This window comes from Streptococcus mitis (assembly GCF_023109105.1).
In the GTDB taxonomy this organism is placed as follows: domain Bacteria; phylum Bacillota; class Bacilli; order Lactobacillales; family Streptococcaceae; genus Streptococcus; species Streptococcus mitis_BW.
Map to the genome: position 1 here is coordinate 230,765 of NZ_JALDTZ010000001.1, position 12,719 is coordinate 243,483.

9 protein-coding genes and 1 other annotated feature are annotated in these 12,719 nt (G+C 39.4%); all 9 genes read right to left on the bottom strand.

Annotation, left to right across the window (positions count from 1 at the left end; translation table 11 throughout):
* Entirely contained in the window at positions 1–1,761 is a 1,761-nt protein-coding gene (gene dnaG, locus M1F37_RS01175; RefSeq protein ID WP_247934390.1) for a DNA primase, read from the bottom strand.
* A 196-nt stretch (positions 1,762–1,957) separates the two neighbouring features.
* The gene (locus M1F37_RS01180) at positions 1,958–2,716 is read right to left on the bottom strand and encodes an ABC transporter ATP-binding protein (protein WP_247934391.1); all 759 of its coding nucleotides are present in this window, start codon (positions 2,714–2,716) and stop codon (positions 1,958–1,960) included.
* Positions 2,713–3,579: an ABC transporter permease gene (locus tag M1F37_RS01185; protein ID WP_247934392.1), complete on the bottom strand. Its 867-nt coding sequence runs from the start codon at positions 3,577–3,579 to the stop codon at positions 2,713–2,715. The genes M1F37_RS01180 and M1F37_RS01185 overlap by 4 nt, the downstream gene beginning before the upstream one ends.
* 75 nt (positions 3,580–3,654) lie before the next feature.
* Positions 3,655–4,650 carry a tryptophan ABC transporter substrate-binding protein gene (trpX, locus tag M1F37_RS01190; protein ID WP_247934393.1) on the bottom strand — a complete coding sequence of 332 codons (996 nt, stop codon included), beginning with the start codon at positions 4,648–4,650 and terminating at the stop codon, positions 3,655–3,657.
* Positions 4,651–4,761: 111 nt separating this feature from the next.
* Positions 4,762–4,979 (bottom strand) — a binding site (T-box leader).
* Positions 4,980–5,075: 96 nt separating this feature from the next.
* A complete protein-coding gene (gene ppc / locus M1F37_RS01195; RefSeq protein ID WP_247934394.1) occupies positions 5,076–7,772 on the bottom strand; it encodes a phosphoenolpyruvate carboxylase in 2,697 nt (898 codons plus the stop codon).
* 24 nt (positions 7,773–7,796) lie between these two features.
* Positions 7,797–9,020, bottom strand: coding sequence for a cell division peptidoglycan polymerase FtsW (gene ftsW / locus M1F37_RS01200; protein WP_000703371.1), 1,224 nt, complete (start codon positions 9,018–9,020; stop codon positions 7,797–7,799).
* Between the two features lie 160 nt (positions 9,021–9,180).
* Positions 9,181–10,119, bottom strand: a complete 939-nt coding sequence (gene prsA, locus M1F37_RS01205) for a peptidylprolyl isomerase PrsA (RefSeq protein WP_247934395.1) — start codon at positions 10,117–10,119, stop codon at positions 9,181–9,183.
* A 66-nt stretch (positions 10,120–10,185) separates the two neighbouring features.
* Positions 10,186–10,899 (bottom strand): O-methyltransferase, encoded by a 714-nt coding sequence (locus M1F37_RS01210; RefSeq protein ID WP_004239376.1) that lies wholly within the window; start codon positions 10,897–10,899, stop codon positions 10,186–10,188.
* Between the two features lies 1 nt (position 10,900).
* Positions 10,901–12,703 (bottom strand): oligoendopeptidase F, encoded by a 1,803-nt coding sequence (gene pepF, locus M1F37_RS01215; protein ID WP_247934396.1) that lies wholly within the window; start codon positions 12,701–12,703, stop codon positions 10,901–10,903.
* Between the last annotated feature and the right edge of the window lie 16 nt (positions 12,704–12,719).

Genomic DNA, 12,719 nt, shown 5'->3' on the forward strand with positions numbered 1-12,719 from the left:
TTACTCCATTCTTCTCTTTTGGGAAATTAAACGTTCCAATTCTTCTAAGGCTGTGTCGGTATCTCCTACATGGCTAGCTTCCTGCACCTTCTTTTTGATTCTCATATTGTCCTGATTCAAGAGAGCCCTGTTTCGAGTCATTTCTACTTCACTAAGTTCCTGCGGCGACATCTCAGCAGGCAAATCCTGAGCTAAAACTTGATACCAAGCTCTTTCAACTTCCTCTGTCTGTTCTGCTAAAACTTCCGGAGGAAGATTTCCATACTGGCCAAGCAAGTCATATAAGACCTGAAATTCAGGTGTGTAAAATGAAAAGTCTTCTCGCAAACGGTAATCGTTTAAAATAAGGGGGGATTCCATCATTCGATAAAGTAGATGAGCTTCTGCCCTCATAATAGCTGATAACTGCTTAGTGACAGGCATAGTGATTTGCGTCGGTCTGGAAATTCCTTCCATGCGATTCTGCCTTTGCACCTGACGACTCTCATTAACAATCTGCTCAATCTGGGCATAATCAAAGGACGCCAGACTGTCAGCTAAAATATGAATATAGCTGTTTTGAGCAGTGATGGACTTTTCTTGAACAATCAAGGGAGCTATTTTTTCAATAAACTCAATCTGGGCCTGCAGATTTTCGCTATTTTCAGGTTTGTACTGGTGAATGTAAAACTCAATCGGACTAATACGAGTTTTCGTCAATAGATAGGCCAAGTCTTCTGGACCATTTTTTTGTAGATACTCATCTGGATCCAAACTATCAGGCATGCTGATAATTTGCACAGGCATATCACCAATTACGTCCAGCGCTTTCAATGTCGCGGCTTGCCCAGCCTTATCGCCATCGTAAACAAGCACCAACTTCTTGGTTAACTTTTTCAGATGTTCAACATGCTCTCGACTCAAGGCTGTTCCCATAGATGCGACAGCGTTCTCGATTCCAGCCCGATAAGCTGCAATAACATCCATGAACCCTTCCATAAGGTAAATCTCACTGGCTTTTCCAGAAGATTTTTTTGCCCTATCCATATGATATAATTCGTAACTTTTGTTAAAAATTGCAGTCGATCGGCTATTTTTATACTTAGAAATTTGTGAATCCGTTTTCTGCCAGATACGACCTGAGAAAGCAATAACCTTTCCTTGGTCATTGGTTAGAGGAAACATAATGCGATTGTGAAAGGTGTCTACAAATTGATTGGCATCCGAGAGATAAAAAAGTCCTGAATCTAAGAAATCTTCTTCACTATACTGATCAGACAAACGTTGATAGAGATAGTTACGTTCTGGAGGTGCCAAACCAATCCGAAAATGCTTGAGCACTTCATCTGTCAAACCACGCTGATAAAGGTAATTTCTGGCCTCTTGACCCATAGTCGTTGTCATGAGAATAGCATGATAAAATTTAGCTGCATCTTCGTGCATATCATAAAGAGCTTGGTGAGGCGAAACTGGCTTCTGTTCACTATAAAGCGGTTTCTCAACTTCAATCCCAACACGCTGACCTAAGATTTGGACAGCCTCCATAAAGGGAACCCCTTGGTACTCCTCTATGAACTTAAAGACATCGCCTGAGCGACCACAACCAAAACAGTGGTAAAACTGCTTGTCCTCTACAACGTTGAAAGAAGGTGTTTTTTCACCATGAAAAGGACAGAGCCCTAGATAGTTCCGTCCTGCCTTTTGTAAAGAAATCACATCTCCTATGACTTCAACAATGTTGGCATTGTTTTTGATTTCTTCAATGACTTGTTTGTCAACCATACACAATACCTCCATCTTATCATAGTATCACGTAAACTAGTATAGCTTATTTCTGAAAAAAAGTAAACCATTTCATACACTTTCCGTAATTATCTTTGCCTTATTTTTCTAGATAGAAAAGAAAGTTAAAAAACTCAGAAACACTTTAATGCCTCTAAGTTTTTCTTCTCTATTTTTTGATGAAAATAAAGTTCATCTATTCAAATAATTGATAGTAGTCTGATATTTTCATCTTAGCTTTTTCTTCATTATTGAGGTCTTGAATTATACGACCTTCCTTCATGACAATCAGACGATTACCATATTTGAGAGCATCCTCCATATGATGGGTAATCATAAGGGCTGTCAGCTGGTCTTTCTTGACAAATTCATCTGTCAACTCCATCAAGGCCACACTGGTCTTTGGATCAAGGGCTGCAGTATGCTCGTCTAACAGGAGTAATTCAGGACGCTTCAAGGTTGCCATTAAGAGACTCAAAGCCTGTCTTTGCCCACCTGATAAGAACTCAATCGGCGTATTCAAATGTTTCTCCAGACCATTTCCTACTTTTTCAATGGTTGCCTGAAACTCATCTTTATAACTAGTCAAGCGTCTTGGGAAGAGTCCACGCTTTTCACCACGAAACTTAGCAATCAGGAGATTTTCAGCGACCGTCATACGGGGAGCTGTTCCCATTTTCGGATCTTGGAAGACACGAGACAGATACTTTGCTCGCTTCTCGGGTGAAAATTTAGTGACATCCTCACCTAAAATACGGATAGTACCACTGGTTAGTGATAAGGTTCCTGCTATAGTGTTAAAAAGGGTTGATTTCCCAGCACCATTTCCACCTAAAATCGTGATAAAGTCCTGTTCAAAAATTTCTAAGGAAACATCATTTAAAATAATCTTTTCTTCATCAAAGCCATTTTTAACGACTTTGGTTGCATTTTTTAATTCTACAATTGCTGTCATTTGCTTAACTTGGCTCCTTTCAAGATTGTTTGCTTAAATGTTGGAATCATGAGACAGACTGCTAAAATCAAGGCACTGTACAAACGAAGGTAACTTGTATTAAAGCCAAGAGCGATAACTGCCCACACTAAGAATTGATAGGCGACAGAACCCACAACGATGGCAACCAGACGCTCTGCCAAGCTCAAACTCTTGAAAATAACTTCCCCAATAATCAAACTTGCAAGACCTACAACGATAACCCCGATTCCTCGAGATACATCGGCATAACCTTCTTGCTGAGCAATGAGAGCTCCCGCAAGGGCAATCACACCATTTGATAAGACCAGACCCATGAGCTCCATTCGTCCAGTATGAATTCCAAAACTTCTAGCCATATCAGGATTGTCACCTGTAGCAATATAAGCCTGTCCGAGTTTAGTGTCCAAGAAAAAGAGCATGAGAGCAATGACAATACTGACAAAGATGAGACCTGTAAAAAGTTGATTTAAATCCGAGTCAAAAGGCAAGGCATCCTGAATTTGCTTGGTTCCAAGCAAGCCTAAATTTGCACGTCCCATAATCAAGAGCATGATAGAGTGACAAGAAGTCATCACCAAAATCCCTGAGAGTAAGGTTGGAATCTTCCCTTTTGTATAAAGAAGTCCTGCTGCCATTCCAGCCAAACAACCAGATCCAACAGCAATCAGAGTTGCTAAAAATGGGTTCACACCTTTCGTTATCAAAGTGACAGCAACAGCACCCCCAAGAGGGAAGGAACCTTCTGTCGTCATATCTGGAAAGTTCAAAATCCTAAATGTCATAAAGATTCCCAGACCTAAAATCGCCCAGACAAATCCTTGAGAAATAATAGATAGTATCATCCGTTTCTTAACCTTTTCTATATGATGTTTATTGTAAAAAATTGGAGGAGATGTCCCCAACTCCTCCATTACAGATTATTCGATTACTTGCCCTGCTTCCTTTAGAACAGATTCAGGAATCGTAATACCTAGCTCTTGTGCCAATTTTTTGTTGATAACTGACTTTCCAGTTGAAAATACATTAACTGGGGTATCAGCTGGTTTTGCACCTTTCAAGACTTGCGCAATCATTTTACCAGTTGCCACACCAAGGTCATGTTGGTCAACTACAACTGATGCCAAACCACCTGCTTCTACCATGGCAGTTGCGCTTGGGTAGATTGGTTTTTTAGCTGTTTGGTTACTTGATACAACTGTTGAGAAGGCTGAAGCAATGGTGTTATCGATTGGAACCCAGATAGCATCAACCTTGCTAGTCATAACGTTAACTGTTGAAGCAATTTCATTTGTTGAAGGAACTGCAAATGTTTCGACTGTCAAACCTGCTTTTTCAGCATATGTCTTAAATTCTTCGACCTGTGTTTTGGAATTGTCTTCGCTACTTGAGTAAAGAGCACCGATTGTTTTCACATTTGGTGTCAGAGCCTTGATGAGTTCAACTTGTTGTTGAGCTGGATTGTGGTCAGATACCCCTGTAATGTTGCCACCTGGTTTTTTCAAATCTTTAACCAAGTTGGCACCAATTGGGTCTGTAATCGCAGCCATGATAACTGGTAGGTCTTTTGTGGCACTAGCCAATCCTTGAGCAGCTGGTGTTGCGATACCAACCACAAGGTCATTCCCATTTGCAACCAATTGTTTACTCATTGTCGCAACCTTACTTTGGTCACCTTCTGAGTTCATAAAGTCGATTTTAATTTGATCATCTTTATAGCCTTCTTCTGCAAGTCCATCTTGAATTCCTTTATAAATCAAGTCAAGAGATGGATGGCTCACAAACTGAAGAACACCAACTTTGGCAACTTTTTTCTCATTCTTAGCTTCTGGTTTATTCATTGAAGAGTAAATCAAGCTTCCTGCTACTAAGACTGCTAAGGCAGCGATAATTCCAATTAAACGTTTATTTTTCATTCTATTTCTCCTTTTTTATTCCTTTAAAATACTTCACTTATCTGTACAAGCGACGCCATCGTTTTCTTTCCATACAAACCTCCGATAAAAAAGTCCTCACACAAAAACTTGTGTGAGGACGTCGATGCGCGGTACCACCTCAATTACAGGGAATTTCCCTATCGCTCAGTCTCGCAATAACGAGATGCACTGTAAGGTGTGCTCACCGAATTTTTATGATTTCAAATTCTAAATAACATTCAGCCCAATTTTCATCATCATTACTTATCTGTTTTCAGCTACCACAGACTCTCTAAAAAGTTTGTATGATTACTTTTCTGAATGGTTAAATTATATCATTTTTCAAGTACTTGTCAAGACTCTTTTAGTATTTTTTTGAACTATTCAAAAACTTCCCCTATAGAACAGAGGAAGTTTGAAAGGGATCAACCCGAATTACGCAATCCTGTCGCAATTCCGTTGATGGTTGTATGGATTAATTTTTCTTGATCGCTTGATAATTCTCCTCGACGTTGACGTTTAATCAGCTCCAACTGGATATAGTTGAGGATATTAAAGTAAGGCATACGGTAATCTAAACTTGCTTTTAGATATGGATTTTCAGCCAAGAGTTCGTCATAACCTTCGATAGCCAAGATAACTTCCTTGGTAACTTGCCACTCATTTAAAATAGTCTCATAGATTGCTTTTACTTGATCATCCTCACACAGTTTAGCATATTCAAAAGCAATGTTCATATTTGATTTTGACAAGACCATATCAACATTTGAAAGAAGAGATTGGAAGAAAGGCCAATTTTGGTACATATCTCGTAAGATAGCAATATTCTCTGGATTCTTATCAATAAATTCTTTGAAGCTTGAACCAACTCCATACCAGCCAGGGAACATGACACGACTTTGCGACCATGAGAATACCCAAGGGATAGCACGTAAACCACCGATTTCAGTAATAGTCTTACGAGCGGCTGGACGAGAACCAATGTTAAAGCTTGAAATAGCCTTGATTGGACTTGACTCGAAGAAATAATCATAGAAATAGTCATTACCAAAAACCAAATCACGGTAGATATCGTAACTACGGTCCACGACTTGATCCATAATAGCTTCATAACGATTTGAGGTATTGGTATCGCTCTTCTTCTGAGTAATCATACGGTTAATGGCTGCAGATACTAGCATTTCAAGGTTATAATAGGCTGCGTCTTTATTACCATATTTATTGCCAATTACTTCACCTTGCTCCGTCAAACGGATACGATCCTTGATAGACTTGAGCGGTTGAGATGTAATGGCTTCATAGGTTGGTCCACCACCACGACCGACAGTACCACCACGCCCATGGAAGAAAGTGACCTTAACGCCAAATTCATCTCCGATAGCAGTCAGTTGTTGTTGAGCCTTGTAGAGGGTCCAACATGATGATAAGTAACCACCATCTTTATTACTGTCAGAGTAACCTAGCATGATTTCTTGGTAGTTATTACGTGAAGCTATCCATTTCTTGGCAAGGGCAAGAGAAAGGTATTCTCTCATGGTTTCTTCTGAGTGGTCCAAGTCCTCAATTGTTTCAAAGAGAGGGACAATTTGGACACGGGCTCTCTCTTTATCAACTAAACCTACTTCTTTTAGCAAGATAGCCAATTCCAGCATGTCTGATACGCTAGTTGCATGTGAAATAATAGTCTGGCGAATGACATCATTACCCAACTTATCTTTCAACTTACGAGCAGCTTTAAAGATGGCCAATTCTTTTTCAAGTAACTCTGATTTTTCAACGTGAGTGGCAGAAAGAATACGTGGATCTTCTTCTAATTCTCTCAAAAGAAGCTTGCATTTTTCTTCTTCACTTAGTTCGCTATAATGCGAATGAATGCCTGCTGATTTCAAGAGTTCGGCTACACAGGCCTCATGAACACTAGAATCTTGACGCATATCAATAGATGCCAAATAGAAACCAAAAATTTCAACTGCTTGAATCAACTCAACAAAATCACCAGAAATCAGTGCTTCACCCTTGTTTTCCAAGAGGGAATCGCGAATGGTAATTAAATCCTTATAAAAATCATTAGCTGTGTCATAGCGAGCTCCAACTTCCTTATCCTCAATCAGATAGGTTTTTGTGGCTTGGATTTTTGATTGAATATCAAATAAGGCACGACGGTAAAGCTCTTTTTCACGGTAAATCGAGTTATCCTTGGATTGACGAGCCATTTCTCTGACTTGTTTGCTCACATTGACAATACTAGTTGAGAGAGAGAATTCACGATAAAGTTGGTAAATCTTTTCATCATAGTAGTTCATGATGACTTCACACTGGGTCATAGCAGATTGTTTCAAGGTATCTGCTGTAACAAAAGGATTACCATCACGGTCTCCACCAATCCACATGCCCATGGTAATTGGTTTTGGATGTTTCAACTCCAAGCCGTATTTTTTAGCCAGACGCTTGTACTCAGCAGTCAAATGAGGAACAGCTTTCAGGAATGAACTATTGTAGTATTCCATAACATTCGTGATTTCATTGGTAACTTTCAATTTCTTTTCACGAATCATATCTGTCTGCATGATAATCTCGATGTAACGACGGAGATCATTATGCCATTTTTCCTTATTAATCAAACCTAATTTCACATCACGATACTTACGCAAGAGGGTATGGATATGGTTAGTCAAATCCAGCATACTCTTACGTTGCACTTGTGTTGGATGGGCAGTCAAAACTGGAACAACATTCAAATGTTCTAGAATTTCAACCGCATTTTCTTTTTCTGCAACCATTTTGATTGTTGCTGACAATTTACCAAGATAATCTTGATCGATATTATTTTGGTGGTTGATTTCATAGGCCAAATCCACGTCTTCTGAAATATTAATCAAGAGAGGCAAGATAGAGAAATAGCGTGAAATATAAGCCATTTCATCATTTGTCAGGCTAGTAACCAATTGGTTCAAGCCTTGATAATCTTCCTGAGTTGATAATTCCTTCAACTGCATGATTTTTTCAAAAGTTTCTGGAGCAAGCATATTTTTAGTGATATCTTCTAACAATTCTGTTAAAATCAATACTTCTTCTTGCACGACAGCTTTATTACTATAGTTTTCTAATTTTTGAAGAGACATAGGTAATCCTTTCCACTATCAACTCTACATATAGTTTGATGAGTGAGCTTCTAACTCCTCATATAATTGGGCACGTTTTTCACTTGCATCAATATTTAAGACAAAGGCGATGGCTACAGACAAGACTAGGAGACTGTTCCCTCCTTGTGATAAGAAGGGGAAGGTTACTCCTGTCGAAGGAATAATGCCCGAAATTCCACCGATATTGACAAAGACCTGTACCAGCATCATCCCCCCAACCCCAATCGCCATCATGGAATTAAAGGGATTCTTAGCACGAATACCGACTAGGATAATCCGCAAAATCAGGAAAAAGACAAGGGCTAAAATCAAGCTGGCTCCCACAAATCCAAACTCTTCAATGACAATTGAAAATACAAAGTCTGTATGAGCCTCTGGTAAATAACCACGTTTTTCGATTGAATTTCCTAATCCTAGACCAAACCAACCACCATTTACCATGGCAAAGTAGGAATTTGCAAGTTGGTGGCCTGCTCCTGCCAAATCAGCAAAGGGATTAAAGTAGGCACTGAAACGCTTAGCAACGTAACCAAATACTGGAACTTTTGAAAACTTATCAACCCCAATCATAGAAATAGCTGATAAGGATAGGGCTGAAACTCCTACCAATACACCGATAAAGGCTATAAACCAACGATGAGCAATCCCACTAACTGTATACATAATCAAGGCAACCAGAGCTAGGATAGTCGCATTCCCCAGATCTGGGAAGATAGCCAAACTTCCTATCATTACCAAGAGGACAAAGCGCCAATCATTAAAAGCACGAGGAATCCATTGATTTTGAGTTAAAACTTGGAAATCGTAAATACCAATTTCATCTTGTTGTTTTGAAAAACGTTGGGCCAAGTACCAGACGATGATAATCTTCAAATACTCAGCTGGCTGAATGGTCAAAGGTCCTACTGAAATCCAACCATAGGCTCCATTGACTGGCGTACCAATTAAGCGAGCCAGAGCTAAGAGAATCAGCTCAACAAACATAACAATAAATAAAAGTCGTTCTTTTCTTAAAAAATTCAGTTTCAGCTTATATATCAAGGCAATCAATATTAAACTAAATATCCAAAACATTCCCTGACTTCGAACCAATTGCAGGGCACTTTTACCTTCTTCGATTAGAATGGCACTGGTTGTAGAATAGACTACAATCAAGCCCAAAATAGATAAAAGTAAGTAAGGAACTAGGATAGAATAGTTTAATAGGTGCCTCTTACTAATCTTCATAGTATCACCAATCTAATGAGAACAAAAGAAATTATTCCCAAATTCCGTTTATTTTCTAGTTTTGATTGCTATTATACCATTTTTTCCGAAAGAAAAAAACTCTTACCCTTAAGATAGAAGATTTTCTCATAAGAAAAAGAGCACTTGGCTCTTTTCTGTTTTATTCTTTTGAAGAACTGCTTGTGCTTGAATCTCCACCACCGATGTATTGAGTGAAGATATTTTGGAAGGCTTGATCTTTAACCTTGATATTGGCTGCTTGCAATTCTTTTCCGATAATACTTTGAACAAATGATGCGTCGTTTTGTTTTTGAGTTAAGATAACAGTTTTTAATTTTTCTTTGTAATCGTCAATATTAGATGATTTTTCTGTTTTCTTAATCAGTTTAACAATGTAATATTGACTGCTGTAGGCTTGTGTTCCAGTAACGCTAATCACATCAGAAACACCGTTTACATCTAAAGCAAAAGCAGCTTTTTTAACTTGTTCTGGTACTTCTGTTGAAGCAGAATCAAAAGTGATTTCTCCACCATTCGCTTTAGTTTTCTCATCTGTTGAATTATCTTTGGCTAATTGAGCAAAGTCTGCATCACTAGCTTTAGCTTTTTCAAGAATTTCTTTAGCTTTGTCTTCATTGTCCAAACGGATAATTTGAGCAGTCACATCAGGAGTGTATTCGTCAAAGGCCTTCTTATAAGCATCATCTGTCAATTCAGCTTCTGCTGCTTTCTTAACTGCCAACTCAACCAATTTACTTGTACGAATTTGAGCTTTACGTGTTTCAAGAGTCATTCCTGCTTGTGACAAGACACGTTGGTAGTTCTCACCATATTGTTTCTCTTCTTCAGCAATTGTATCGTTGACTTCTTTGTCATCTACTTCTGAACCGTATTGTTTCTCAAATACTTTTTGGATGGTCAGGTTCAACAACACTTGTTGGGCTGAAGGATTGCTTTTCACTTGCTCATAAAATTGATGTTCTGTGATGACATCTCCTTTCATGCTAATAAGATCTGCTCCTTCTGAACCTTTCGAACAAGCTGCTAAAGTTGCTACTGATAATAGTGTAATGGCACCTGCCAATAGTTTTTTCTTCATGTCTACTCCTTTGAGATAAGTGTTACCCTATCTATTTTACTATATTTTCTTAAATTTTTCTGAAAATCATTCGCTGTCAGGCAATTGAACATCTGCTACATTTTTACGAAGCATGAGAATACCGTCCCCCAGAGGTACTAATGTTGCGGTGAGTCCTGGATTGTCTAAGGTTGCATCAAATAGTCTTTGAAGTCCTCTGTAAATAGTTCGCTGACCACGACGGACTTCCATAATATCCTTAGCAACATCACCACCTTGGAAAATATCATCCAAAACAACCACACCACCGACTTCCAAATGTTTGAGGATTTCTGGCAGAAAGACGATGTATTTAGACTTGGCTGAATCCATAAAGACGAAATCATAGGACTCTGTCAAGGTAGATAAGACATCTACCGCATCTCCTTCTAGGAGCGTAATTTGCTTGCGACTGTCAAACTGGGCGAAATTTTTCTTGGCAAATCCAATCATCTCTGGATTGCGGTCAATGGTTGTAATCTTTGCCTTTGGCGCATGTTCCGCCATCAAGAGGGCTGAAAAACCGATAGCCGTCCCTATTTCCAGAATGTTTTTAGGTTGTATGGTTTCCATGAGAAAACGGAAATAAGCAACCGTTTCATGGGGAATGATGGGAATATTTTCCTTACGGGCAAAGTCTTCCAATTCTTTCAAAGATCCTGTGACTTGCTTTTGACGCTGACGCATCAAGTCTACAATTTCTTCCTTGACGACAGGGCGACGCATGTTATGGTTGGCATTTTTACTATATGATTCAACCATCTTATGCCAATCCCAATTTTTCAACAAGGGCTTCAAACTCATTCAAACGACGTTCAAAGACTGCAAAGGCATCGTTGAGATAGTCTTCCTTCTCCATATCAACACCAGCTTTTCTCATGACATTAAGTGGATAGTCAGACTTACCTGCCTTGAGGTAGTCGATATAGCGATCACGGTCTTCTTGACTACCATGGACAATCTTTTCAGCCAGAGCTGAAGCTGCTGCAAAGCCTGTTGAATATTGATAGACATAATAGTTATAGTAGAAGTGTGGAATACGTGCCCACTCGTATTGGATTTCAGGATTGTCTTCCTTACCCAAACCATAATACTCTTGGTTCAAGTCTGCATAGAGTTTATTTAGGAAATCGCTTGTCAAGACTTCCCCATTTTGATCCGCTTGGTGAATCGCGTGTTCAAACTCAGCAAATTGAGTTTGGCGGAAAACTGTTCCACGGAAACCGTCTAGGAAGTTATTGAGAATAGCAAAGCGCGTTGCGTCGTCTTCCACTTCTTCCAATAATTTCTCCGTCAAGATATTTTCATTGGTAGTTGATGCAATCTCAGCCAAGAAGATAGAGTAATCTCCGTAAACATAAGGCTGAGTCTCACGAGTATAGCTGGAATGCATGCTGTGACCTGTTTCATGAACAAGGGTGAAGAGATTGTCCAGATTGTCCTGCCAGTTAAGAAGCATAAAGGCATTAGTATCGTAAGAACCACCAGAATAGGCCCCTGAACGCTTGCCTTGATTTTCGTAAACATCAATCCAACGCTCGCTGAAGGCACGTTTAACACGGCTCAAGTAATCCTCTCCCAATACTGCCAAGGCATCTTCTGCTTTTTTCAAGGCTTCTTGGTAGGTAAAACTATATTCAACAGATGAAAGCGGTGTGTAGACATCGTACATCTTGAGGTCTGAAATCCTCAAAATCTTTGAACGAAGCTCAAGGTAACGATGCAATAGTGGCAAATGCTTGCGAACTGCTGCTACCAAATTGTCATAAACACTTTCTGGAACAAAATTCGCTGCTAAGGCTGCATGACGAGCACTCTTATAGTTGCGAACTTTGGCACGGTAGTTTTGCACCTTAACATTGGTTTGCAAGGTTTTGGCATAGGTATGTTGGAATTGTTCATAAGTCGCATAAAGAGCTTGATAAGCACCACGGCGAACCTCACGATTTTTAGACTCCATCAAACGTGTGTAAGTCCCGTGAGATAGCTGAACTTCCTTACCATCATCGTCAAGGACATAAGGGAACACAATATCCGCATTGTCCAAGATAGCGAAGGTTTCACTTGCCGAACCAAAGATTTCTCCAGCTCCAGCCAATAATTCTTCTTCACGTTGTGAAAGAACATGTTCCTTGCCTTGCAAAAGCTTGTCAAAATAGTGTTGATAAACCTGCAATTTTGGTTGAGCTTCTAAAAAGTCAGCATACTGCTTTTCGCTAATCTCCATAAATTCAGGTTCATAGAATGAAAAGGCTTGGTCTAACTGGCTGTAGAGTGTCATGGCCTTAGCATAGTACTCTTGGTACTTGGCTTCACGTGTGTCCTGGTCATTTTTCATATGAGCATAAACGTAAAGCTTCTCCATCTGGCGTTCCATTTCAAGAGAAATTTCAGTAATTTCGAGTAGGCTATCCGCACTATCCAAGAGATGACCTTCATACTGAGCTACTGTTTCCAGTTGTTCTGTTAAATCTTTTAAGGCTTCTTCCCAAGCCTGGTCAGTTGGGTAAATCGTTGATAGATCCCATGTATCTTTTTCATTTATTTCATTTCTTTGTAATACCATTAGATTCCTCCATCCT

Excerpts from the sequence above, each read along its gene's own strand:
- M1F37_RS01185 (WP_247934392.1), bottom strand. The coding sequence starts at position 3,579 with ATGATACTATCTATTATTTCTCAAGGATTTGTCTGGGCGATTTTAGGT.
- ftsW (WP_000703371.1), bottom strand. The coding sequence starts at position 9,020 with ATGAAGATTAGTAAGAGGCACCTATTAAACTATTCTATCCTAGTTCCT.
- ppc (WP_247934394.1), bottom strand. The coding sequence starts at position 7,772 with ATGTCTCTTCAAAAATTAGAAAACTATAGTAATAAAGCTGTCGTGCAA.
- prsA (WP_247934395.1), bottom strand. The coding sequence starts at position 10,119 with ATGAAGAAAAAACTATTGGCAGGTGCCATTACACTATTATCAGTAGCA.
- dnaG (WP_247934390.1), bottom strand. The coding sequence starts at position 1,761 with ATGGTTGACAAACAAGTCATTGAAGAAATCAAAAACAATGCCAACATT.
- pepF (WP_247934396.1), bottom strand. The coding sequence starts at position 12,703 with ATGGTATTACAAAGAAATGAAATAAATGAAAAAGATACATGGGATCTA.
- M1F37_RS01210 (WP_004239376.1), bottom strand. The coding sequence starts at position 10,899 with ATGGTTGAATCATATAGTAAAAATGCCAACCATAACATGCGTCGCCCT.
- M1F37_RS01180 (WP_247934391.1), bottom strand. The coding sequence starts at position 2,716 with ATGACAGCAATTGTAGAATTAAAAAATGCAACCAAAGTCGTTAAAAAT.
- trpX (WP_247934393.1), bottom strand. The coding sequence starts at position 4,650 with ATGAAAAATAAACGTTTAATTGGAATTATCGCTGCCTTAGCAGTCTTA.